The organism is Vibrio sp. MED222, from assembly GCF_000153005.1.
Classification (GTDB): Bacteria; Pseudomonadota; Gammaproteobacteria; order Enterobacterales; family Vibrionaceae; genus Vibrio; species Vibrio tasmaniensis_A.
The window spans coordinates 1144337-1167913 of the sequence record NZ_CH902606.1; the positions used below are offsets into that span (position 1 = coordinate 1144337).

Below are 23577 nucleotides of genomic sequence, written 5' to 3' on the forward strand. Positions count from 1 at the left end.
TGCCAACATATCAACCGAAAATCAATCAAACAATAGCGCCTCAGGCCCCCTACCTGCACATGTCGTCGAGTCGCTTCACCACTCCAAATTAATGTTAATTAAAACAAACACTTGAATGGCAAAAAGAGACTATTAACATCCTTAATATCGGCTATTACACTCCTTAATCTCACTTGCTCATATGATAAATGCCTAATCCTGTTCCTACGATCTAAGGTGTTCCATGAGAAAGCTCCTCTATAAGAAAAGTGTACTGACCAGTTTAGTGTGTTCTTTATCCAGTATTATCGCGATGCCATCCCTTGCCCAACAATCTATTAATCCTGAAGAAGAGCTCGCTTACAACCTAGGTGTTCAAGCATTTATCTATGGTACAGGCCCATTAACCGTGGCAGCGGTTAGGCAAACGACCACATCTGTTGATGCGCCAATGGACAACGCCATGGCACCATTGAATGAGATGGGTAAAACGCGCGTTCTATCCGGACCTCAGGATAGAATTGTACCTACCGTCAACAACGATACGCTCTACTCACAAGCTCACTACGATCTGGATTTATCAGGTCCAATGGTGATTGATATTCCTCGCACCGATAACCGTTATTACATTGTTCAGCTATTGGATGCTTACTCAGATTCGATTGAAGATCTGCATGTGAAGAATGTCGGCGACCAAGGTTCAAAAGTGCTGTTGGTTAACAAAGGATGGGCTGGCGAAGTGCCAGAGGGGATTGATCGTATCGTAGAGTCTCGCACTCCTATGGTTTGGTTAATTCAACGAACGGGCGTATTTGGCGAGCAAGATCTCAATGACGCATTGGTTACTCACGATAAATTCCTCAGCTACCCACTTGATCAACTCGGCGCAGAACACGACATCGTAGAGCTCAAAGCTTCGACAGGTCGCATCCCACCCATGGCGAGGCCTGAAGGGTTAGAGTGGTATTCGCTAATTGACCGTGAACTACGTAAAAACCCGATTCCAGAAGATGCTGCCATCGTTGATCAATTCCAACAAATTGGTATTGGAGGAACGACCCCCTTTAACCCGGAAGCACTAACTTCTGCACAGAAAAAAGGGTTAATGCGCGCGATTGAGTCTTCACAACAGATCATTCAATACGCTGGTCGAAGCATCGGTGATGTCAATAATGGCTGGTCGATGATGTACGAGGGTGGCCGCTACGGAAATGATTACCTGAGCCGAGCGAGCATCAATATGCGTGCGGCTGGTTTGAATGTGCCAGAGCGAGCACTCTACCCAAATCGATACACGGACTCGAATGGCGAGCAGCTGTCGGGAGACAATCAATATCGAATGACCATGCCTGCCGATGCACCCGCTGACGCCTTTTGGTCGTTGACCATGTACGACGCTAAAAACCTGTTCATGGTTGAGAACTTCATTCAACGCTACTCCATCTCGACCAATCGTAAAGATGAGCTGAAATACGCAGAAGACGGCACCTTGCCAATATGCATTCAATACGTAAAACCGTCCGATCCAACGTGTAACTGGCTGCCAGCCCCTCAAGATGACTTCTATCTTCACATGCGCCTGTATGAGCCAACTCAAGCCGTTCTCGACAATGAATACCCATTGCCACAAGTTGAAATACTCTAGCCCCATTTAGGTCAATTAAGTAGATCAAGTCGATTGCCACGGCGTTCTTAGTGTTCGCTCGTGGCAATTCGTTCTATCCCTAAATACATGACTCAAACTGCTAGCAACATAACTCATACAATGAAAATGAGGCTCTATTCTTGAAAACACCTTTCATCACACTGTCTCTGTTAGTAACAGGGATAGTCAGCTCTCTTGCTCACGCGGGAGGGTTAAATCTATCTCAGATTGCGACCACTAAAAGCGTCGGCACGGCAGGCACAGGGAACGTAACCGCGAACGATGCATCCGCCGTGCTCACCAACGCTGCAGGGTTATCGGCTATTGAAGAAAGTGCTTGGATTCTCGGCGTTCAATACCTCGATGTTGAAACCACTTTTGTCCGTGACGATAACTCGGCTTCGACCACAGGAAGCAGCGCGGATGTTCTCCCTCATTTGTCTTACGCATCAAGGCTCAATGACCAATGGGTCGTCGGCGCAGCATTGCATGCAGCTGGCGGCACTGGCGTTGAATACTCACACGGCGTTGGCGCGCACCCTGCTTTATTGATCAAAGAAAACAGCATTTCGGCACTCAACTTAACGTCGTCATTGTCATATCAGGTCAATGAACAGCTGTCTCTTGGTGGTTCTTTGATATTGCAGCACGCTGCGCTTGAAACTCAAGCCTTGAACGGTCTCGAACTCCAAGGGGATAGCCTTGATCTAGGGTTCGGTCTGAGTCTCAATCACCACATCAGTGACAACACACAATTGGGAGTCAGCTATCAGGGCCAATTTGATCACGACCTTTCCCTTGATAACGCCAACGCTTTTGGAATTAGCTCTGAACTGACCTGGGTTCGAAGCTTAAACTTAGGGTTGAAGCATTCATTAAATGAAGACTTAAACCTTCTACTCAGCTCCAACATGGAGACATGGCAAGATTATGATGACAAATACTCAACCACCTACTCTCTTGGGGTTGGTGTGGAATACGCATATGAGGATTGGTTGCTGTACAGCGGAGTGAGCGGTGACACGAGCCCTGTAAGCAGTCAAAACAGAGATGTGTTACTCCCGCTCGACAAACAGTGGCGTATCGGATTCGGCGCTGAGAAGAAGATATCCAATGACTTAAACCTAGGATTGAGCTACCAATACCAAGATTTAGGCCATGGTGAAATTAATGCTGACTCAGGACTATTTCAGCCTTCTGGCAGCTATTCGACCAACAGAGTTCACTTCGTCACTTTGTCTCTTCGCCATTAAAGCGAGATCTTAAGCGTTCCATTCTAGCTTCTAGCTTCTAGCTTCTAGCTTCTAGCTTCTAGCAGGAAACAGTACGAAAAAAGGATTGGCTGTGACAGCAATCCTTTTGATTTCATGAATATCATACCGCTAACCAGAAAGGCTCTAACGCCCTTTACGCTCATGGTAATTGTCGTTATTGTGATTCTCTACGCCATCATTACAAGGACTGTCTGAGAGTTATGAACAGCACGATTGAAACTATTCTGGGGCACCGCTCCATTCGTCAATATACAAATCAACCGATTGAAAAAGCACAACTTGATGTGATTATTCAGGCTGGCCTCGCGGCTTCATCATCGAGCTTACTGCAGGCTGTTTCTATCGTGAGAGTGACAGACACAGAGAAGCGCAAACTGTTAGCTGAATACGCAGGTAACCAAGCTTACGTTGAGAATGCGGCTGAGTTTTTAGTGTTCTGTATCGACTATCAACGCCACGCTCAAATCAACCCTGAAGTGAAAACCGACTTTACTGAACTGACCCTGATTGGCGCGGTAGATTCTGGCATCATGGCGCAAAACTGCATGCTGGCTGCCGAGTCTCTAGGTTTGGGTGGCGTATACATTGGTGGGCTGCGTAACAGCGCACAACAAGTCGATGAACTGTTAGAACTACCACAACACACCGCCGTATTGTTCGGAATGTGCTTAGGTCACCCGGCACAACAACCAGAGGTGAAGCCTCGCCTTCCTGCTCATGTGGTGATGCACGAAAACCAATATCAACCACTGAGCCTAGATGAAATTGCCAGCTACGACGATTCAATGCAAAGCTACTACGCGAACCGCTCAAGCAATCAGAAGCAAAGCAGTTGGTCACAACAGATCACACAGAAGCTGTCTGGTGAATCTCGCCCGCACATTCTGCCTTACTTGAACAGTAAACAGCTGACCAAGCGTTAAGCCGTTAAGCCGTTAAGCCGTTAAGCCGTTAAGAGCTTGCAACAAACCACAGCAAACAGCAGCACAAACAAAAAATGTCAGCGTAATATACGCTGACATTTTTATTTATCCGGAGGCGGCTAGCTTACAGATATTTCTCAATCGGTAGCAATTGCAAAAAGCCTGACTGCATTCGTTCCCACTTACCCGTTTCTGGTTCGCTGTCCCAGCTTTGATCGCCTGAATACCAATACACATCACCGTCTTCCAGTTCCAAGCGCCAGCTATTATCTTCACTCATCGCTTGCTCAATGGTGTCTGCTAACGTTTCAGCAATCTCTTTATTCTCGATGATCAAAACCGATTCCGTGTTCAAGTAGGTAGAGCGCAAGTTGAAGTTAAATGAGCCGATGCTCGCGATGCTGCGGTCGAATACGACTGATTTAGCGTGCAAGCCATAGGCCGTCTCAGGCGCACATTTAGACACGTCTTGAGTCGATGCTTCACACAGCTTAGATTCTGGTTTTAGCTCAAACAGATCGATGCCATGCTCCAACATGTCGTAACGTCTGCCTGCATAAGCAGAATGATTAGTCACCAGATCATTAGACGCCATAGAGTTAGTTAGCGCTTTTATCTCAACGCCCTTGTTGTTCAATACCTGCCATTCTTCAAGCTGACCATCATCGAATACAAGGTAAGCGGATTCCAATAAGATCTCTTGTTTCGACTCGCTCGCTAACTTCCCTAGAAGAATCGCAGTCGCTTTCGGTTCATCAGTATTATCGGAGTCATCAGGAACGGGTTGATCGTAAACAAAACGCGCATTCACCCATGTCATCTCACCAATCACCTCTTTCAGTAAGCCATCAGCAGCCTCACGGTCTAATGGTAATTCAGGATAATTTTGATAATGCGGCACGACAATATTATCTATCTTCGAGAGATCAGGTTGTTCGTCATCACCCAGCATATCGACAGGGTAAGACCAACGGCTGTTCCAGTATTCAACAAAACTGGTTTGGATGGTGTTAACTACCGAGCCCATGACTAATACATCGCGGTCTCGGAAATTGATTTCATCAGAAAGGTCGAAATATTCATCACCAATATTACGTCCACCCACCACAGACAAAGTGTCATCTACGGTAAACGACTTATTGTGCATACGGCGATTTAAACGAGAAAAGTCACCGACAAAGCTCAACCATTTACTGAAACCACGGCGTGTTGGCGTTGGATTGAAGATACGAATCTCGACATTAGGGTGCGCATCCAGTGCCGACAACAAACCTTCACGTTCGTTGAGGTTGATATCATCCAGCATTACGCGAACCTTCACACCACGCTCGGCCGCGGCTAACAAACGGCTGGCTAAGTAACTGCCCGATTCGTCAGAGTTCCAGATGTAGTATTGAATGTCGATGGTGTGCTCGGCACTTTCGACCAGCGCTAATCGCTGTGCCAAGGCATCCCAACCAGACTCTTGCAGACGAACCGCAGTGGTCCCTTGCTCTAAAGCTTCAGGCTGAAATTCATTGGTTAGAACCGATAAAGAACTAGGTGCAGGAGAGGTTGGCGGTTCTGTCGGGTGATCGATGCCTTCAGGAAGTGAAGAACACCCACCTAAAACGGCGATTAAGATTAACGTTAAACTGATGCGTTGGAGCACAGGCATGTATCTGACTTCCTTTTCACGATGACGTCTTTAGAAACTTTCCGTACAGCTTTTCAATGAACAAGCTATTCCGATCTATTCATTGATTATTACTGCTAAATCCTGAAATTTATAGGTAATTGTCGACTATAAATTAGAAGCCCGGTCAAGATCACCCACAAATCACTTAAGTTGGGTGAGTGCCAAACAGTATAAACTCAGCGGCTTTTCGACCATTTCAATGGTGAGTTCAGTTCGGTCTGGGTTGCAGTTCAACGCCAAAGCATAGCCGTGTAAATAATCCACCAGCAAATCCAACGCGTTTTGGGTTTGCTCTTCGGTTAACGCTAGCGGGCTCAACACCGCTTCAAAACGTTCACTAAAAACTTCCATCGGCCCGAGGGATTTCATGGTCAATAAGGTCTCTAACAAGCCTCTATATTCGTTGAGCATCGACAAGTAACTCACGCTGAGCCGATATAGGTTATCTCGCCAGTCTTGATTCAGCTCTGGCTGTGCCACTTCTTCAATCATGGAAACCGTGATTGCCTCAAGCAGATCGTTTTTGTTTTTGAAGTAATGGTATATGGCCATCGCATCGACCCCGAGTTCTGTCGCCAACCCTCGAATACTTGGTACTTTGCCACTCTCTCGCATCATGCTTTTAGCAATAGTGAGAATTCTCTCGGCGCTGAGTTGGCTTGATCCACTCTTTGGTCGACCTCGTTTCTGATCCTTGACAGTCATACCGTCACCTCTTAAACTTTATTTCTACACTGTAGAATATTTTAATTTATTACCGTGTAGATGCCAAGTTTCTCATCGATATCGGGGTTAAAAATGTCAAATATTGTATTCATCGCAACCAGCCTTGACGGTTACATTGCAGACAAACAAGGCGACTTAGATTGGCTGCAAGCGATTCCAAATCCAGACGGTGACGACATGGGTTACAACGCTCATACCGATCGTATCGATGCACTGGTCATGGGACGAAATACAATGGACATGGTGTTGAGCTTTGGCATTGATTGGCCTTACAGCAAGCCAGTCTATGTACTGAGCAACACTTTAAATGAAGTACCTCAAGAACTTGAAGGTAAAGTATTTTTGATGAAGGGTGAGCTTAAACAGATTGTCGCGGATTTGAATAACAAAGGCCTAAATAACTTGTACATTGATGGCGGCATCACCATTCAAAACTTCCTGAAAGAAGACCTGATTGACGAGCTGATCATCTCGACCATTCCTATCGTGCTTGGTGGTGGATCCCCGTTATTTGGTGACTTAGTGTCTCCGGTCGACTTTACGTTGAAAGGCGTCACGACGTACCTTGATGAAATCGTGCAAACTCATTACTTACGTAAGCGTTAAAGCTGTTGTTGCTCTAAGGCCATGAAAGGATCAACACCGAAAACATTGTTCACGCGACGTAAGCTTTACCGTCTCTACACAAGCCTCCCCTAAAGTAGTCCCCTTTATCGTCTCTCATTCTTGATGGTAGCTGGATATTATGAAGCTTTTGGTCGATCGCACTGGTGAACAGTTTTTAAAAATTCTGCAAGAATCGGGAGACACGCTGACGGCTCAATTCATTATCAATGAAGGTAATCGAAAGGGTAAGCCGTTCCAAGATAACTTGAGTGGATTGTTCCTCACAGGGTGGAAGCTGCGCACTACTTCAACCGCCATCGGATTAGAACGCTTTAAGCAAGGCAAACTTGAAGATCCCAAAGTGAGTTTCGCATTGCACCAACTCTACCCGCTCGGCCGAGATGTAAAATTACCCTCTGGCGATATCGCCACAATCGCGAGTTACGCCAATACCCATACCGATGGCTACTATATGTTTGTGCGCCTCAACGATGAATTAACCCGACTCAAGATTACGCCCGATTGGGAACTGCAACCTTCCGCTCAAAGATTGGCTCTGCCTTATTACCCAGCCCCAAGAACTAAAGAAGAGCTCGACAACATTGACGATTTTGATGCGTGGGCGGGCGGTTTTTAAACACTGAAAGTCAGTAAACGCTATTGAGATCACATCCACCTATCGAATCTCAATACAACAATATGTGCTCTCTAAACATTGATACGAATACCCGTTCTCAAACGATGCAAATAACGGTTTGGCTGTGTGCTGCTAAAGAGTGTTTCATTCTTTCCTACAAGCTCAAACGGGGCTGAATAAAGTCAATAAACGCCGAGATACGTTTAGAGACAGAGGACGACTTGTAATAAACCGCATTCACTCGCTCTCGGTCTGTGTTGGCAAGTTTGTCTTGTTCCAGAATAGGGATTAAGCGACCCGCAGCCATATCTTCCTGCACCATAAACCCCGACAGACAAGCGATCCCATTTCCAGCTAAGACTAGTTGACGCACGGTTTCACCATTACTGGCTGTCACAGTAGGCGCGACGTCACTTTGGTTTGGTAAAGGCCAATGGTTAAGCACTTTGTTCCCTGCAAAACCCACAATTTGATGTGAACTCAAATCTTCAGGTTTGGTGGGCAGCCCACGCTTAGCGAGATAATCAGGTGACGCCACAATATGGAGTAAACTTTTTCCTAACGGGCGCGCGTGCAGTGTTGAGTCGGACAACTTACCGATTCGAATCGCAACATCGGTTCTCTTTTCGAGAAGATCAACGAAGCCTTCGTTGGAAGTGAGTTCCAACTCAATGTCTGGGTAAGCCTCTTTGAATGACTGCACCAACGGCACTAGCTGATGGAATACGAATGGGCTGGCGGCATCGACTCTTAAACGACCTTTAGGCAACTCACCGCGCGACACGATTTCTTCTTCCGCGCTCTGGATCATTTGTAATCCCACCCTGACTGAATCGACAAACTGCCGCCCTTCCTCCGTCAATTCCACGCGTCTCGTTGTTCGGTTGAATATTGAGACGCCGAGTTGCGACTCAACCTTACTCACCGAACGAGATACCTTGGCGACTTGCACATCCAACGTCTCTGCTGCCGCAGAAAAACCACCAGCATCGACGACGGTGAGTACCATTTCTAAATCATCTGAACGGGTTAACATGAGGCTCCTTCGCTATCTTAATTTTGTTTAATGTCATCACGCTTGTGCTCATCACAGCTCAAATCATCTGAGTCTTTTCGATCTCATCAGCTTAATCCAATGATCGGCTAACTCTCCAATTATTGCAAATAGCACAAAGGTTATTTGTTAATGATGGCATTTTTCACAAATATATTTTGCTAGATAATCCTCGCCATCAAACGAAGCGCTCCTATTGCAGCCAAAAGCTGCCCCATTTTATCGCGCTCGGTATTTAACAAAGAACAGTAAGAGAGATGATTATGCCACTAGCATTACTTGCATTGACGCTCAGCGCCTTTGCCATCGGAACCACAGAATTTGTCATCGTAGGCTTGATTCCTACCATGGCGAGCGACTTGAATGTATCTCTGCCATCGGCAGGCCTATTAGTCAGTTTATACGCGCTTGGCGTTGCTATTGGCGCACCAGTATTAACGGCATTAACCGGCAAATGGAATCGTAAGGCGGTGTTGCTGACCGTGATGGCATTGTTTGTCATTGGTAACTTATTGGCGTGGCAAGCTCCGGGCTATAACACGCTGATCGCCGCACGAATTTTGACCGGCCTCGCCCATGGTGTGTTCTTCTCGATTGGATCGACCATCGCGACAGGTTTGGTTTCAAAAGATAAAGCAGCCAGTGCCATTGCGATCATGTTTACGGGTTTAACAGTTGCATTGGTAACCGGCGTACCACTGGGCACTTACATCGGCCAAACCTTTGGCTGGCAAGCGACCTTCTTGATCGTTGCTCTGCTTGGTCTTATTGCTCTTATCGGTAGCGCTATCTTGGTTCCAAGCAACCTTAAGCAACCACCTGCGGCGAAGGTTTCGGCACAACTAAAGGTTCTAACTCAACCACGATTACTGTTGGTTTACGCTATCACAGCACTAGGTTATGGCGGCACATTCACAGCCTTTACCTTCCTTGCTCCAATACTGGAAAACGTATCAGGGTTTGATTCGAGCTCAATCAGCCTCATCATGTTGGTTTACGGTGTGTCAGTGGCGGTGGGTAACATCTGGGGCGGAAAAATGGCCGACAAGATGGGCCCGATTAAAGCGTTGACCGTTATCTTCTCTGGTTTAGCCGCAGTACTGGTGGTATTCAACTTTACCGCAGTAAACCCTTACGCAGCTGTTGCTACCATTTTGGTTTGGGGTGCATTCGCATTCGGTAACGTTCCGGGGCTACAAGTGTATGTTGTGAAACTGGCTGAGAAATACACACCAGACGCAGTCGATGTCGCTTCTGGGTTGAACATTGCAGCCTTCAACGTCGGTATTGCATTGGGCTCATGGGGCGGTGGTTTGATTGTTGCGAAATCTGGATTAATGAACACCCCTTGGGTAGGTGCTGTGATTGTTTTGATCGCTCTTGTTCTGACTCGATTCAGTGGTGCGTTAGATAAGAAGCAAGCACAACAAGCTGTTCCATCTAGCATCTAGCATCTAGCAAGGATAGAAAAACAAAGCCCGAACCTAGGTTCGGGCTTTGTCATTTACATCTGATTATTGTCCGTTATCGATCGCTTTCAGCACTTTACACGGGTTACCGACTGCAACCATATTGGCTGGGATATCTTTGGTTACCACACTGCCCGCGCCAATCACGCTGTTTTCGCCAATGGTGACACCGGGGCAGACAATTACACCACCGCCAAGCCAAACATTGTCGCCAACATTAATCGGTGTGCCAAACTCAACACCCTCTTCAACTCGGCCTTTCACATCGAGTGGGTGGCCTGCGGTCAGGATTTGAACGTTCGGACCAAGCAGTACATTATCGCCAATAGTCACTTCAGCCACATCCAAAATCACGCAGTTAAAGTTAGCGTAGAAGTTCTTGCCCAGCTTGATATTCGAGCCGTAATCACAACGAAATGGAGGTTCTAAATGCGCATTTTCACAGCCTGGAATCAGCTCTTGCGTTGCTGCTTCCCATTCGGGTGTGTCAGGAATACTGTTATTGAGTTTTTGAAGTACCTTACGACACTCGATACGAGCGGCATAAAGTTCTTTATCCCAAGCCTGATAAGGTTCGCCTGCTAGCATTTTTTGTTTTTCTGTTTTCACGTTACTTACCTGTTCTCGCATTACTTAGCTATTTTCATATGACTTAGCTAGTTTCACATGACTTAGCTAGTTTCACATGACTTAACTGTTTTCACATTACTTAACTAATGGTGGTCAATTCATCGACCAAAAACGCAATATCGCACATCTAAATAACAGTGAATAAGGAGTGTTTTAGCTTGGTTTAAGAGATGCGCAGCTCGTCACTTTTTGTAGGTGAAATATGAAATTCTAACAGTGCTAATTTAGCTTCGCTATCGAATCACGTAACACCAAACTGCCGGTGGTATTGATGGTGGTCGCTTGCTCTGTTTCACCGACAATTTGCAGGATCGCCTTTTGCGTCATTTGCTCTAATGGCACACTGACAGACGTTAAGCTTGGCGTTAAAAACGCCCCCACTTTGCTGTTATCAAAACCGACGATAGAAACATCTTGAGGCAATGAATATTCCAGATCCGTTAACGCCTTAATCGCACCAATCGCCATGTCATCGTTTTCCGACAAGATAGCAGTGAATGTTGTTTTGCTTTTTGCCAGAGCCTGAGCCGCGTGATAACCGCTCTCCATCGTCCAATCACCTTGAACAACCTTGGACTCATCCAATGCAATACCCTGTTTAGTTAGCACATCTTGATAGGCTTGGTAACGCAACTCATCGGTCGAAGAACCGGCTTTACCACGAATCACTGCAATATCGGTATGGCCTTGCTCGATGATGTGCTCAACCATCAAACAAGCGCTCTGATAATGGTCGGTGGTAATGGCATGATTAGGCTTCGACGGCATTTCTCGGTTGAGTACCAGAATCGGTGTGTCAGTACTTTCGATGATCTTTGCAATCTCGCTTTCGGTTAAGCATTGCGGATAGATGATGATGCCCGCGCACTTCATATCCAGCAGGAAGTTGATCGCCTTTCTTTCGTCTTCAGCGCTGTGTTTGCCATCGGTGATCACCAATTGGTGGTTCGACTTTTCGCTATAAGAAGCCGCGTGATACATCAAGGAAGAAAAGTAAGGGCCATTGAACAACTCATTGGTGATTACAAAGCCGATGAAATTGGTCTTCTTGGTCGCCAATTGCTGAGCCAACAAGTTCGGTCGATAACCTGTTTCTTGAATCGCATCGAATACCTTTTTCACCACATCTGGGCGCACGATGTTCTTGCCATTTAAGACACGAGAAACGGTCGATTTAGATACGCCTGCGCGGTTCGCGACATCAAGCATGGTTACCATTCGCTTCTTTTCCTTTATAAAAAATTAGCCGACATAGGCCGACTAATTCATTGCAAAATGACAGCTCACAGTTCACATAACTGCGCTGGGAAATGCATTCTAAATAGTGGTACCGTTAGATGCAATCACGCCTTTATACCACTCGAACGACTTCTTGCGTTTGCGTTCTAGTGAGCCAGATTGATCGTTGTGCTTATCTACGTAAATGAATCCGTAGCGTTTTTTCATCTCGCCCGTGGTGAATGAAACTAAGTCGATACAGCCCCAAGGGGTGTAGCCCATCAAGTCAACGCCATCAATCGCTACGGCTTTTTTCATCTCTTTGATGTGGTCACCAAGGTAAGCAATGCGGTAGTCATCATTAATGCTGCCATCTTCTTCAATGGTATCAACAGCGCCAAAACCGTTCTCAACAATAAACAATGGCACTTCATAACGTTCATACAGAGACGCTAAACAGAAACGTAAACCTGTTGGATCAATTGGCCAGCCCCAATCGCTAGACTGGATAAATGGGTTATCGACCGAGTTCTCATGACCGCCGTCCATCGCTTCTTCGGTTGACTGATGCGAAGAAGAATCCAAGGTATTCGACATGTAGTAGCTAAAGCCTAAGTAATCCGCTTTACCTTCTTTCAAGATTTGCTCATCTTCTGGCTGCATTTCAATATTGAAGCCTTTGATTGCCCAGTCACGCTTAGCGTAATTTGGGTAATGACCACGAACCATCACATCTGAGAAGAAGTAACGATCACGCATCGCTTGCTGTGCCACCATGATATCTTCTGGCTTTGAAGAACGAGGATAGAAAGGCACCATCGCACACATTGCACCAATCTGAAGTTCTGGGTTGATCTCGTGACCTTTCTTAACCACCAAAGCACTTGCAACAAACTGATGGTGAACCGCTTGATACATGGCTTCTTGCGGCTTTTCACATTGCGGGAACTTAACACCAGAGCACAACCAACCGAAGATGTCTGCCGAAGTGTTCATCTGGTTATTTATCTCGTTAAACGTCATCCAGTACTTCACCTTGTGCTGGTAGCGTTCCATTACCGTAGTCGAGTACTTAACGAAGAAGTCGATCACTTTTCGGTTCATCCAGCCGCCATATTCGTTAGCTAGGTGGTAAGGCATTTCAAAGTGACTCAGTGTTACCACTGGCTGAATATCGTATTTCAACAGCTCATCAAACAAATCATCGTAAAACGCTAAACCCGCTTCACACGGCTCGGCTTCATCGCCATTTGGGAAAATACGCGTCCAAGCAATACTGGTTCGGAAGCACTTAAAGCCCATCTCAGAAAATAACTTAATGTCTTCTTTGTATCGATGGTAGAAATCAACAGCGACTTGGTTTGGGTAGTTTTCGCCGTCGATCACGCCGTCAGTGATTCGACGTTGTACACCATGAGCGCCCGCTGTTAAAACATCAACAACACTGACACCTTTACCATTCGCATCCCAGCCGCCTTCTAGTTGATGTGCTGCAACCGCACCACCCCATAAAAAATCGTTCGGAAATTCGTTGTTCATACCATTACTCGCTACAAGTTATTCGTGAAAAAGATCAGGATTAGAGAGCTCATTACAGCCCTGAAACCGATTTCAATAAAAGCAAAGATACAGATTGAAACCGGTTTCAGCAATGACTAAACGATCTTTTTCTGATCGAACTACAGACTAATCAAAAGTCAGCGTTACGATCAGTGCTCTTCAAAATATTGATCATGTGTGTGTTTGCTAGATTGGTCTTGAGTTCCGGGATAGAACTGAACCAAAGTCTGATCGGCTAGTGTGAGGTGAATCCAACCCTCTTTGACTTTCAGCCAATTGGTGCCGTTGGTCTCGTAGACGGCAGGAAAAATGCCCCAGCCTGATTCTGATACCTGCAACTCTTGAAAGCGATTAATCGGAGTGAGTTTATTGCTTCTGAAGTCAGCCTCGGAGTAAACCAACAGAGGCTCGATAGCATCGTTTGGCTTAAACTCATAACAGCTTACAGAGGCTGAAGTACGATCAAACCACTGGTAGGGTTGTGCGCCTGTTAAATCATAGACCGTACAGTCGTTAAATTGAATGGCCCACTCTTGGTGAGCTTTAAAACCGAGGTAACCTATGGGTTGTGATGGTTCAGGTTTCGAGTCCGTCTCCTGCTCATACACCGGTTCTGAGGTAGCACATCCCATAAGCCCAAGACTAAAAAGGAAAGTCACAGCAAGCTTCATCATTGTCATACCTCAGTTCCGTTAGTAGATGAGTAACTCAATTAAGTCTCTACATTAAACGGTAAGTTCCAAGCGATTACCATCAGGATCGAGCACACAGCTCTCATAATAGCCATCACCTGTTCTTCTTGGGCCATCTAAGCGCTCATAGCCGTCTTCGACCAAGCGTTGAGTCAGTTGGTCGACCGCTTGTTCCGAACCTAGTGATATCGCCATATGAATGAAGCCTGTGAACTGGTCATAGATATCGTCTTTCGATTCAGGGACAGAGAACATTTCCATGATCTCTAAGCGACTACCGCTTTCAAAAGACAAGAAATATGAATAGAAGCCTTTGCTTGGATTGTGATATTTCTGGTTGGACGTTGCACCAAAGTAATCCTCATAAAAACGTTTAAGCACTTCGAGTTGTTTGGTCCAAATTGCGATGTGTTCGATCTTCATTTTTATCACCTAATGTTTACATATGACACTAGATTACTCGTCAGACAAGGAAGGATAAACAGAACATAATTCATCAAAAGTGTTCCTATTTAATAGTCAGTTCCGTTATCAAAATGCCAACAATTAGCTGCACAGTATTGGTATCTATGTTTGTGTAATAGTTATCTTTCCTCCATAGTCAGGTTTTACACAATCAGAGATTCAAACTGTGAGCTTTTTAAAACTGATACTACTTGCGGCTATATGGGGAGGCTCGTTTCTTTTCATGAGAATGGCGGCCAATCCATTAGGGCCCGCAGTCTTGATTGAAGCGCGAGTTCTGTTTGCAGCACTTACTCTGCTTTTAGTTTCTTTCTATTTAAAAAAGAAGCTCTCTTTTCATGATCACGCTAAACACTTCTTCATTCTCGGGCTGTTTAACACCACACTTCCTTTTTTGCTTTTCGCTTATTCCGCGCAGACACTTAACGCCTCGACACTCGCCATCTTGAACTCTACCGCGCCAATATGGGCGGCAATCATTGGTGCGATATGGACCAAAACAGCACTCGAGGCGAAAGTTTTATTGGGACTTGGGATTGGGGTAACGGGAGTTGGCGTGTTAGTCGGTTGGGATGCGATGAACATTGGCCGCGAGGCTATGCTTCCTATCTTTGCAGCAGTGATGGCGGCCTTTAGCTACGGAATAGCGTCAAACTATACGAAACAAGCCCCTAAAGTTGAGGCATTCAACAATGCCCATGGCAGCATGTGGGCAGCGGTGTTGCTGGTTTTGCCATTTGTATTCTTTATTCCGATGAGAGAAACACCCGACGTTACGATCACTACATCGGTTATCTTATTAGGCGCGGTATGTACTGGGTTAGCGTATCTACTTTACTTCAATCTCGTCTCTGAACTCGGCGCACCTTCAGCCCTGTCCGTGACCTTCATCATTCCGGTATTTGGTATTCTCTGGGGTAACTTATTCTTAGATGAAGCAATTGGCATCAATACGATTGTTGGTTCAATTCTGGTTATCACCGGCACCATGTTGGTGACAGGAATGTCGCCAATGAAAATGCTCAAAGCCGCTCGTCAGAAACGCGCACAATAAGTTGATTGAATCCAAAAAACCTAATTAAAACCCTCAAGTAACAGAGACAAAAACGGCCTCCAAATGGAAGCCGTTTTTCATTGAATCGTTAACAGCTTTGAGAGCTCGTCATGTATTGTTGAATCTTGGTTCTTAACCATTGATGTGCCGGGTTTAAGTCTGTTCGTTTATGCCAAATCATATACTGTTTCATGGGCAATACCTCAAAAGGCTGCTCGAGTACTTGCAGTTGGAATCGCTCCGCAAACTGATTAGCAAAACCTCTAGATGTACTACCAACACAGTCGGAGCCAGAGACCAACACACACATCGTCATCAATGAATCACATTCGGAACTGACTTTTCGCTGCTGTATCGGATTTTTTGTAAAGTAATCCGCGGTGTAAAGGTGAGAGCGACGCATTCTGAAGGTGATGTGTTTCTCATGATAATACTGCGCTTCCGTTACCGATCCATCAATCCTTGGATGCCCTTTCTTGGCGATCAGCACGAGCTCATCTTCAATCACTTGCTGGTTCATATAGCCATTCACTTGTGGGTAGTGAATATCGATCGCTAAGTCGGCTTGCTGCATGCTCAAACTCTGCAGCAGATCTTCTTCATTGCTTGGCACCATATTGAATTCAATTGAGATGTTACCAAGCGTCTCGTCCTTTTCCACAAGGGGCTGAAGCTTGGTTAAACCGATCTCGTTGACCAAAATTCGAAACACATGATGCTGCTGATTATCGAACTGCTTTAGCGTGCTGACCGCGCTGGTTATCCCGTCCAATGCGGGCTCTACACGTAACGCCAACTGCATCGCTGCATTGGTCGGCGTTATACCTCTACCCTCTCGAATAAAAAGGTCTGTACCCAATTGTGCTTGAAGCCGTTTCAAAGCGCCGCTGACTCCAGGTTGAGTCATACCAAGCGATTCTGATGCAAGCGTGATCGACTTTAATCGGTACACTTCTAAGAACACGCTCAGTAGATTTAAATCCAACTTTTCCATGTCGCTCACCGTATTCTCTCTATCAATGTCGTCTTATCAATCATAGGTCAGGTTTTATCTTCGTTCCCTAACCATAGTACGACTCAATACATAGCTAATCGTGATGTGTTAACTAAAGCTTACTTTATTTTTTGCTATATGTCTTAGGCATATAATTTCCTCAACGAAACGAAATCCCGAATTGAAGAGGCACCTATGACTCCATCACGCACTTTCAAAAATGCATCACTGTTCCTAGCAATCTCTCTTGCGTTTCCTGCTATTGCAGCTAACCATGACCACGCACACTTTAGCGATATAGGCGATCAAGGTGGCAAAGACGCGACTGAGATGACGACGAAAGCAAACCAAGAATTCGCGAAAACGCTGAACTTCGAAGACACTCGCGCGTTCGACAATAACAACAAAGGGTTGATCGCGAGCTTCGATCAAGAAACTGGCGATATTATTCGCAACAGCTTCAACTTCATAGACCCTAGCGTGAACAATGCCGATCAAGCACCCGATTCAGTAAACCCTTCGCTTTGGCGTCAAGCCGTGCTGAACCAAGCTGCTGAAGGTTTGTACGAAGTTGTCCCGGGTAAGGTTTACCAAGTACGTGGTGCCGATTTAGCGTCTATTTCTTTCATCCGCAGTGACAATGGTTGGATTGCTTACGACGTTCTTCTCACAAAAGAATCCGCGGCTAAGTCATTAAAGTTCTTCAAGAACAACGTGCCTGATGGTGGCGACTTACCTGTCGTAGCGATGATTTACTCACACTCACATGCCGATCACTTTGGCGGTGCACGAGCAATCAAAGAAGCTTACCCAGACGTAAAAGTGTACGGTTCTAAAAACATCACTAAAGAAATCGTCGACGAAAACGTACTGGCAGGTAATGCGATGTCTCGACGTACCGCTTATCAATATGGCGCAACACTGAATCGTCATGAGCACGGTATTGTGGATGCGGCACTCGCGAAAGGCTTGTCGACTGGCACCATTACTTACGTATTGCCGGATTACGAACTTAACCATAACGAAGAAATTGAAACGCTGGTTATCGATGGTCTAGAGATGCAATTCATGGATGCATCAGGCACTGAAGCGGCATCAGAAATGGTGACCTACATTCCGAGCATGAAGGCACTTTGGACTGGTGAGCTAACGTATCAAGGCATGCACAACCTCTACACATTGCGTGGTGCAAAAGTACGTGATGGCTTGAAGTGGTCTAAGAAAATCAACGAGATGTTGGTCACTTGGGGTGAAGATACCGAGGTGCTATTTGCCTCTCACTCATCGCCAATTTGGGGCGAACAAGAAATCTCTGACTACCTAAAAATGCAGCGTGACGCTTACGGTTTCACTCATAACCAAACACTTCGCCTTGCGAACAATGGTGTTGTTCTGCAAGACATTGGCGACGAGATCTACAAAGTCCTGCCAGACAGCATTCAACAGTCTTGGCACACCAATGGTTACCACGGTACTTACTCTCACAATGCTCGTGCGGTGTACAACATGTACCTTGGTTACTTCGACATGAACCCAGCCAATCTGAACCCACTACAAATTCACCCAGAGTCAGTTAAGTTTGTTGAATACATGGGTGGCAGTGACGCGGTGATTGAGAAAGCGCAGCAAGATTTCCAAGAAGGTGAATATCGCTTCGTTGCAACGGCACTGAACAAGGTTGTCCAAGCGGAACCTGAGAACAAAAAAGCGCGTGGTTTACTGGCCGATACTTATGAACAGCTAGGCTACCAATCAGAAGGCGCAGGGTGGAGAAACATCTATCTAACAGGTGCTCAAGAACTGCGTATCGGCACACAACCGGGTGCACCAAAAACGGCTTCTCCGGATGTATTGGCGAACATGACCATCGAAAACTTGCTGGATTACTTAGCGGTAAAAGTGGACTCATTGAAGGCGCAAGACACGCCGTTTACCATGAATATCCAATTACCTGATGTGAAAGAGTTCTACTACGTAGAGATGTCGAATGGCAACCTGAACAACATTCAAGTGAGCGAACTGCAAGATGCCGATACCACACTGGTCATCAACAAATCAGATGTATCAGACATCGTACTGAAGAAAACGACACTCAACCAATTATTGGAAGATGGCCAAGCGGGCGTGAAAGGAGACAAAACATCGTTGAACAAACTGCTGTCTTCATTGACAGAAGCTGACACCTCTTTTGAGATTGTTCCTCGTCCAAACAAAGGCGAAGAAGTCGACGCTGAGTTGTACCAAGATTCACACGAGCACGCTCACTAAGCAGCTCTTAGGTAAAATAATTACAACGTCAAACTGGCCTAAATAGGCTGAAACAAGGCTAATACGACCAAGCCTCAACCATTAAACTGGTTGAGGCTTTTTTGATTTGAGCTTTACTCGATATCAAGAAAATAAAATGAAAAGCCACACCCTTGTTTCACGGTTTCTCAATCGTAATACACATCCGTACTTTCTATATCTCAGCATGTGAAGTAGTAGAAACTTTGTGCAATCAAACTTTGTTATAAAAGTTGTCCGGACTCTTTATTCAAGGAAGGAAGATGCGAAAAAAGATCATGATTACAGGTGCGACAGATGGTATCGGTTTAGAGACCGCGAAAATGTTAGCCCAACAAGGGCATCACATCCTTATCCATGGACGTAACCCAACAAAACTCAGCAAAGTAGAAGCCGGCCTTTCTCGATTATCCAAGGATGCGATTATCGAAAATTATGTTGCTGATCTCTCTTCTCTTTCTGAAGTTAAAGCCCTCGCCAACCAAATAAAGTCGAAGCATGAACAGCTCGATGTACTCATTAACAATGCTGGCGTATACAAGGTTTCGGAAGTCACCACCTCAGACAACCTTGATGTACGTTTTGTTGTGAACACCATTGCCCCTTATTTACTGACTCAAAAGCTGCTACCACTTTTTGATGCCAACGGTCGCATCGTCAATCTATCTTCAGCCGCTCAGTCATCGGTCGATCTCGAGGCACTTGTCAGCCCAAATCCTGACGCTTTAGATGGCCCCATCTACGCACAAAGTAAGTTGGCGTTAACGATGTGGTCAATCCATCTAGCGCACCAATTAAGAGATCAAGGGCCTCTAATCATTCCCGTTAATCCGGCCTCATTTCTTGGCAGTAAATTGGTTAAAGATGCGTATGGTTTGGAAGGTAATGACTTAGGGATTGGCGCTGATATCTTATGCCGAGCCGCACTATCGGAAGAGTTTTCTAACGCTTCAGGGAAGTATTTTGATAATGATTCGGGGCTATTTAAAGCCCCTCATGCTGATGCATTAAATACGGGGAAAAATCAGAAACTGATGACGACTCTCGACCAGTTACTTACAGAACTGCTCTAGCCAATGCCACGCTCACTAGTCAGATACAATGAGAGCTCCGTATTTAGGAGCACTCCACAACATCAATCTGTATTCAGCGCAGCCAACAAAAACTCCGTACTTACGCGAGCATGTTGCTCAATATCTTGTAGGTTTGGTTTTGGCATCCCCATCAACACGCCGCTTCTCAAGCTTAATAGCATTCCCGTCCAAAGAGTAACCTTAGTGGCGACATCTTCGGTATCAAACCTATCCTTGAAAAACTGAGCGAGTGCAATATCGGTTTCGTTTTCACCTACCGACATAAAGCTTTCCAAGATAGCGGGAGACTTACCGCTTTCTGCAATCAATAGCTTCAACGTAGCGATATGTTCGTCCGACAAATGAAACGCCAAAAAGGCCGTAGCGAACCCATACAATGCCTGATAATTATCAGAGATTTTTAACTGCTCGACAGAAAGCTCATCAAACTGAGCCCCCATTTGCTGCAATGTCGCTTTGAACAACACATCTTTTGATGAGAAATATCGATAGAGCGTTTGTTTAGTCATCTGGGCTTCGCTTGCGATCACATCCATGCTCGCGAGCGTAAAACCTTCAGCTAAAAAAACAGCTTTAGCAGCTTTTAAAATCGCGAGTCGTTTCTTCTCTTTGTTCTGCTCAATCTTACTCATTACTTCATCCACCCCAAAACAGAGATCATACTTTAAAGTATGATTTGTGTTGACTCAACCAATTCTTAAAATCATACTCGCTGGTATGATTTATTGGTAATAGATAATTGGATAGAGAAATGACGACAATGAACCTCCCTAAAACTGAAGCAAGAAGCACACGAACCCTCGGCTTTACCCTCGCGATCGCAGGTGCCGTGTTAATGAGTATTGATCCAATCTTCATTCGTTATGCCGGTGTCAGTGGATTCGATACTGCCTTTTTGTTCGGCTTATTCAGCGCGATCTCGATGCCGATTTTGCTTAAGTTCAACGACAAACGCGGAATACGTAAAGCTGTGATTCAGAGCGGTTGGCCATTGTTGGCTGCGGGTATTCTTATGCTCGGCAGTGCCTCAGGCTTGGTGTTCAGCATTAAGATGACCTCGATTGCCAATACCTTTGTGATCCTTAGTGCCGCCCCTGCTGTTGCCGCTGTTTTCAGCTGGTTGATCTTGAAAGAAGCCACTAGTCGATCGACTTTGGTTGCCATTGTTGCGGTGATGATTGGTATTACGATTGTGGTTTCAGGTTCATTTTCTTCAGGCAATTGGATGGGCGATGCGTTGGCGGTATTCGCAGTGATCTGTTTATCTATGATGTTTACCTTGCTGCGTAAATATCAAGACGTCAGCCGATTGGCGAGTGTGGGCCTAGGTGGTTTGTTGCTAGCGGTTGTGATGTTTTTCTTCGCAACGCCATCAAGCTACAGCGTTGAAACGTGGTTAATCATGGGCATGATGGGCTTGTTTACGGCACCTGTCGGCAGAGTGTTATCTATGGTCGCAACGCGCCACATTACCGCGCCAGAGGTATCAATGACTCTGATGTTGGAAACTGTATTAGCACCAGTTTGGGCGTTTATCTTCTTCACCGAAATTCCGCCAACGACCAGTATTATCGGCGGTGTGGTGATCTTGATTACGATCTTCATCTACACCTTAGTGACCATGAAAAACGATGACAAATAAATCGATTAATAAAGAGATAAATAAAGAACTAAATAGGAGCTGAAGATGTCTGCAGAACTGCAATTTATTGGCCGAATTGCCACGCCTTATCACTCGGCTTCGGATTGCCCGAATAATATCCAACCGGACAACGGCCCTCTCGGTGAAATCAAGTTAGACAACGCGTTTCAGCCGGGTTTACAAGGCTTAAACACCGGCGACCACATCTTGATCTTGTATTGGTTAGAAGGCGCGAATCGAGATGAACTGATACAAAGCTGGTATGAAGAAACACCGACCAAAGGCACCTTCGCACTACGTTCACCGCACAGGCCAAACCCAATCGGTGCCGCCGTGCTACCGATTGAAAAAATCGAGAATGGCACCGTAACCGTGAGAGGCTTGGACTGCTTGAACAACACACCACTGTTGGATATCAAGCCAGCGATCTATAAAGAGAAGGGATAAGCGAGAAGTTGGCCTTCCTAAACCCAAAGCGAGCTGTGCGTTAGCCAAAGGAAGGCATTACGCATACTTGATGAAAGCTTGGCTTAACTGCTGAAAGAGTGAATCTACGTTGGGAAGGCTCGTCAAATGCGCGGACAAGGGAGTATGAACTTGCGCATCCACCACGGTTGGATTTCCACAAACTTGATTATAAAAATTCACGGCCGCAACGATGTTCTCTAGGTCGACATCCAACAAGATACAAGCTTGCGAAAGTACGATTTGGCCGCCCCCTTGTTTAAGCAATACACGTTGTGCAGTACCCACTATTTTTTGTTTATTGATATTGAGGTTGTAGTCACCATCACAATAAGAGCCAGGAGTCGCGTGTACATCCACATCGACACCTAGTTCTTTAAAAAACAGGGTTAAGACATTGCACAGATGTAGATACGCTTTTTGGATGTTGTAAGCTTCATCACGAGGCCAATGGTAGATGTGCGACAGGTTAATGATCCCCGGCAATTGAGGAACGGGAGCGCCACCTGTTTTACGCGAGGTAAGTTGCCAGCCTTGTGCCGCAAGTTGCTTTCTAGACTCTAACGTCACTGGCCACTTTTTACCCGCAGGCAAAACAAGTGTCGGCGTTTTTGCTTGCCAAAGCATTAAGGCTTGCGCAATTTCACCGGCCTGTATTTGCTGCAATAACTCAGCTTCTTTTTCAAACGCACGATCAACATCAATGTGCGGGTAACGTACGAGTTTATTCGTTAACTTCAATGCACTTTCCCTCTACAGATTGTGGTGACCGACCATTTAACGCTCTGAAATGGTTGATGATAGATAGGGCTATATGGGATGGAAACAGCGCCAAAATTTAGCTATTGGCACTATAGTTGTTTGTTAGGCAAAATTTACAGATACGCACCGACTACTGACATACAGTGCTGAACCGTGCTTTCTTTTTCACCGACTGGCGCGACATAATGAATTGCCGATTCAGCATCCGCCCTACTCGACAACTTGCTAATTACCCAGGTAGCCAAGTACTTTGATGACAAACAACCACCTGCTGTCGCAAGATTACCTTTAGCATAAAAGGGTTGGTCTAAAACGGTAACTCCTGATTCGACAACCCAAGGTTTCGTTGTTAAATCGGTACAAGCTGGTATTTGATGCAGTAAACCAAGTACTGACATGAGCAACGTACCTGAACATTGTCCACCAATTAACTGAGTTTCAGGGTTTAGCTTTAGCCTTGAAAGTATATCTCTGTCTTTCGCAATATCGCACGTTAGTGCACCACTGCCAAATAATACGACGTTGGCTTGGTTAGCAAACTCGAGAGGCTGTTGAGATTTGATTGTCACTCCGTTCATTGAAGTGACGTATTGAGATGGACTCGTTATTTGCACATTCCAACCGGCGTCTTTCATGCGGTTCAAAATGCCCGCAGCTATAAATGAATCCAGTTCATTAAATCCGTTAAAAGTTAGTACAGCAATATCCATATTTATTCCTATTT

The 23577-nt window shown here is 45.6% G+C and carries 23 protein-coding genes; 11 read left to right on the forward strand and 12 right to left on the reverse strand.

The annotated features are described in order from the left end of the window. Positions 1-223 precede the first annotated feature (223 nt). The 3 genes from MED222_RS16610 (at position 224) to nfsA (ending at position 3821) form a co-directional block, all read left to right on the forward strand. Positions 224-1624 (forward strand): DUF1254 domain-containing protein, encoded by a 1401-nt coding sequence (locus MED222_RS16610; RefSeq protein ID WP_032555095.1) that lies wholly within the window; start codon positions 224-226, stop codon positions 1622-1624. A 140-nt stretch (positions 1625-1764) separates the two neighbouring features. Further along, entirely contained in the window at positions 1765-2877 is a 1113-nt protein-coding gene (locus MED222_RS16605) for an OmpP1/FadL family transporter (protein WP_009845931.1), read from the forward strand. A gap of 221 nt (positions 2878-3098) precedes the next feature. Continuing rightward, entirely contained in the window at positions 3099-3821 is a 723-nt protein-coding gene (gene nfsA / locus MED222_RS16600; protein ID WP_009845932.1) for an oxygen-insensitive NADPH nitroreductase, read from the forward strand. A gap of 124 nt (positions 3822-3945) precedes the next feature. Here the strand turns inward: nfsA and MED222_RS16595 are convergent, their stop codons facing one another. Both MED222_RS16595 and MED222_RS16590 read right to left on the reverse strand, forming a co-directional pair. Next, complete coding sequence (locus MED222_RS16595) at positions 3946-5478, reverse strand: phospholipase D family protein (protein WP_009845933.1); 1533 nt, start codon at positions 5476-5478, stop codon at positions 3946-3948. Positions 5479-5640: 162 nt separating this feature from the next. Beyond that, positions 5641-6204, reverse strand: a complete 564-nt coding sequence (locus MED222_RS16590; protein WP_009845934.1) for a TetR/AcrR family transcriptional regulator — start codon at positions 6202-6204, stop codon at positions 5641-5643. Between the two features lie 93 nt (positions 6205-6297). Between MED222_RS16590 and MED222_RS16585 the strand changes: the two genes are divergently transcribed. Further along, positions 6298-6831, forward strand: coding sequence for a dihydrofolate reductase family protein (locus MED222_RS16585; protein WP_009845935.1), 534 nt, complete (start codon positions 6298-6300; stop codon positions 6829-6831). 139 nt (positions 6832-6970) lie between these two features. Continuing rightward, positions 6971-7468, forward strand: a complete 498-nt coding sequence (locus MED222_RS16580) for a hypothetical protein (protein ID WP_009845936.1) — start codon at positions 6971-6973, stop codon at positions 7466-7468. A 154-nt stretch (positions 7469-7622) separates the two neighbouring features. On the opposite strand, the gene MED222_RS16575 is transcribed toward MED222_RS16580, so the two are convergent. Next, positions 7623-8504, reverse strand: coding sequence for a LysR family transcriptional regulator (locus tag MED222_RS16575; RefSeq protein WP_009845937.1), 882 nt, complete (start codon positions 8502-8504; stop codon positions 7623-7625). Between the two features lie 281 nt (positions 8505-8785). On the opposite strand from MED222_RS16575, the gene MED222_RS16570 reads away from it, so the two are divergent. Continuing rightward, the gene (locus MED222_RS16570) at positions 8786-9973 is read left to right on the forward strand and encodes an MFS transporter (protein WP_009845938.1); all 1188 of its coding nucleotides are present in this window, start codon (positions 8786-8788) and stop codon (positions 9971-9973) included. A 63-nt stretch (positions 9974-10036) separates the two neighbouring features. Here the strand turns inward: MED222_RS16570 and MED222_RS16565 are convergent, their stop codons facing one another. The 5 genes from MED222_RS16565 to MED222_RS16545 all read right to left on the reverse strand — a co-directional run bounded on the left by MED222_RS16565 (position 10037) and on the right by MED222_RS16545 (position 14514). Continuing rightward, entirely contained in the window at positions 10037-10600 is a 564-nt protein-coding gene (locus MED222_RS16565; protein WP_032555162.1) for a sugar O-acetyltransferase, read from the reverse strand. A gap of 240 nt (positions 10601-10840) precedes the next feature. Next, complete coding sequence (locus MED222_RS16560) at positions 10841-11839, reverse strand: LacI family DNA-binding transcriptional regulator (RefSeq protein WP_009845940.1); 999 nt, start codon at positions 11837-11839, stop codon at positions 10841-10843. A gap of 99 nt (positions 11840-11938) precedes the next feature. Then, on the reverse strand, positions 11939-13378 hold the full coding sequence (locus MED222_RS16555; protein ID WP_009845941.1) for a 6-phospho-beta-glucosidase: 1440 nt from the start codon (positions 13376-13378) through the stop codon (positions 11939-11941). Between the two features lie 170 nt (positions 13379-13548). Then, positions 13549-14073 carry a hypothetical protein gene (locus tag MED222_RS16550; protein WP_032555163.1) on the reverse strand — a complete coding sequence of 175 codons (525 nt, stop codon included), beginning with the start codon at positions 14071-14073 and terminating at the stop codon, positions 13549-13551. A 51-nt stretch (positions 14074-14124) separates the two neighbouring features. Further along, a complete protein-coding gene (locus tag MED222_RS16545) occupies positions 14125-14514 on the reverse strand; it encodes a VOC family protein (RefSeq protein ID WP_009845943.1) in 390 nt (129 codons plus the stop codon). 265 nt (positions 14515-14779) lie between these two features. Here MED222_RS16545 and MED222_RS16540 point away from each other — a divergent pair, with 265 nt between their 5' ends. Further along, entirely contained in the window at positions 14780-15610 is an 831-nt protein-coding gene (locus MED222_RS16540; RefSeq protein WP_032555164.1) for a DMT family transporter, read from the forward strand. 88 nt (positions 15611-15698) lie between these two features. Here the strand turns inward: MED222_RS16540 and MED222_RS16535 are convergent, their stop codons facing one another. Further along, complete coding sequence (locus MED222_RS16535; RefSeq protein ID WP_032555096.1) at positions 15699-16613, reverse strand: LysR family transcriptional regulator; 915 nt, start codon at positions 16611-16613, stop codon at positions 15699-15701. A gap of 186 nt (positions 16614-16799) precedes the next feature. On the opposite strand from MED222_RS16535, the gene MED222_RS16530 reads away from it, so the two are divergent. Further along, positions 16800-18872, forward strand: coding sequence for an alkyl/aryl-sulfatase (locus MED222_RS16530; RefSeq protein WP_009845946.1), 2073 nt, complete (start codon positions 16800-16802; stop codon positions 18870-18872). A 281-nt stretch (positions 18873-19153) separates the two neighbouring features. Then, complete coding sequence (locus MED222_RS16525; protein ID WP_009845947.1) at positions 19154-19963, forward strand: SDR family NAD(P)-dependent oxidoreductase; 810 nt, start codon at positions 19154-19156, stop codon at positions 19961-19963. Between the two features lie 62 nt (positions 19964-20025). Here MED222_RS16525 and MED222_RS16520 read toward each other — a convergent pair whose 3' ends face one another. Next, on the reverse strand, positions 20026-20616 hold the full coding sequence (locus MED222_RS16520) for a TetR/AcrR family transcriptional regulator (RefSeq protein WP_009845948.1): 591 nt from the start codon (positions 20614-20616) through the stop codon (positions 20026-20028). A gap of 119 nt (positions 20617-20735) precedes the next feature. On the opposite strand from MED222_RS16520, the gene MED222_RS16515 reads away from it, so the two are divergent. Both MED222_RS16515 and tsaA read left to right on the forward strand, forming a co-directional pair. After that, a complete protein-coding gene (locus MED222_RS16515; protein WP_032555097.1) occupies positions 20736-21626 on the forward strand; it encodes a DMT family transporter in 891 nt (296 codons plus the stop codon). A 45-nt stretch (positions 21627-21671) separates the two neighbouring features. Then, positions 21672-22073 carry a tRNA (N6-threonylcarbamoyladenosine(37)-N6)-methyltransferase TrmO gene (gene tsaA / locus MED222_RS16510; protein WP_009845950.1) on the forward strand — a complete coding sequence of 134 codons (402 nt, stop codon included), beginning with the start codon at positions 21672-21674 and terminating at the stop codon, positions 22071-22073. Between the two features lie 57 nt (positions 22074-22130). Here tsaA and MED222_RS16505 read toward each other — a convergent pair whose 3' ends face one another. After that, a complete protein-coding gene (locus MED222_RS16505; RefSeq protein ID WP_009845951.1) occupies positions 22131-22832 on the reverse strand; it encodes a lipoate--protein ligase family protein in 702 nt (233 codons plus the stop codon). A 134-nt stretch (positions 22833-22966) separates the two neighbouring features. Beyond that, positions 22967-23563 carry a DJ-1/PfpI family protein gene (locus MED222_RS16500; RefSeq protein ID WP_009845952.1) on the reverse strand — a complete coding sequence of 199 codons (597 nt, stop codon included), beginning with the start codon at positions 23561-23563 and terminating at the stop codon, positions 22967-22969. Positions 23564-23577 lie beyond the last annotated feature (14 nt).

Bases quoted from the DNA above. Each gene is read 5' to 3' on its own strand.
- MED222_RS16570 (WP_009845938.1), top strand. From the start codon at position 8,786: ATGCCACTAGCATTACTTGCATTGACGCTCAGCGCCTTTGCCATCGGA.
- MED222_RS16560 (WP_009845940.1), bottom strand. From the start codon at position 11,839: ATGGTAACCATGCTTGATGTCGCGAACCGCGCAGGCGTATCTAAATCG.
- MED222_RS16610 (WP_032555095.1), top strand. From the start codon at position 224: ATGAGAAAGCTCCTCTATAAGAAAAGTGTACTGACCAGTTTAGTGTGT.
- nfsA (WP_009845932.1), top strand. From the start codon at position 3,099: ATGAACAGCACGATTGAAACTATTCTGGGGCACCGCTCCATTCGTCAA.
- MED222_RS16520 (WP_009845948.1), bottom strand. From the start codon at position 20,616: ATGAGTAAGATTGAGCAGAACAAAGAGAAGAAACGACTCGCGATTTTA.
- MED222_RS16530 (WP_009845946.1), top strand. From the start codon at position 16,800: ATGACTCCATCACGCACTTTCAAAAATGCATCACTGTTCCTAGCAATC.
- MED222_RS16515 (WP_032555097.1), top strand. From the start codon at position 20,736: ATGACGACAATGAACCTCCCTAAAACTGAAGCAAGAAGCACACGAACC.
- MED222_RS16555 (WP_009845941.1), bottom strand. From the start codon at position 13,378: ATGAACAACGAATTTCCGAACGATTTTTTATGGGGTGGTGCGGTTGCA.
- MED222_RS16540 (WP_032555164.1), top strand. From the start codon at position 14,780: ATGAGAATGGCGGCCAATCCATTAGGGCCCGCAGTCTTGATTGAAGCG.
- MED222_RS16550 (WP_032555163.1), bottom strand. From the start codon at position 14,073: ATGATGAAGCTTGCTGTGACTTTCCTTTTTAGTCTTGGGCTTATGGGA.
- MED222_RS16585 (WP_009845935.1), top strand. From the start codon at position 6,298: ATGTCAAATATTGTATTCATCGCAACCAGCCTTGACGGTTACATTGCA.
- tsaA (WP_009845950.1), top strand. From the start codon at position 21,672: ATGTCTGCAGAACTGCAATTTATTGGCCGAATTGCCACGCCTTATCAC.
- MED222_RS16545 (WP_009845943.1), bottom strand. From the start codon at position 14,514: ATGAAGATCGAACACATCGCAATTTGGACCAAACAACTCGAAGTGCTT.
- MED222_RS16580 (WP_009845936.1), top strand. From the start codon at position 6,971: ATGAAGCTTTTGGTCGATCGCACTGGTGAACAGTTTTTAAAAATTCTG.
- MED222_RS16590 (WP_009845934.1), bottom strand. From the start codon at position 6,204: ATGACTGTCAAGGATCAGAAACGAGGTCGACCAAAGAGTGGATCAAGC.
- MED222_RS16500 (WP_009845952.1), bottom strand. From the start codon at position 23,563: ATGGATATTGCTGTACTAACTTTTAACGGATTTAATGAACTGGATTCA.
- MED222_RS16575 (WP_009845937.1), bottom strand. From the start codon at position 8,504: ATGTTAACCCGTTCAGATGATTTAGAAATGGTACTCACCGTCGTCGAT.
- MED222_RS16525 (WP_009845947.1), top strand. From the start codon at position 19,154: ATGCGAAAAAAGATCATGATTACAGGTGCGACAGATGGTATCGGTTTA.
- MED222_RS16595 (WP_009845933.1), bottom strand. From the start codon at position 5,478: ATGCCTGTGCTCCAACGCATCAGTTTAACGTTAATCTTAATCGCCGTT.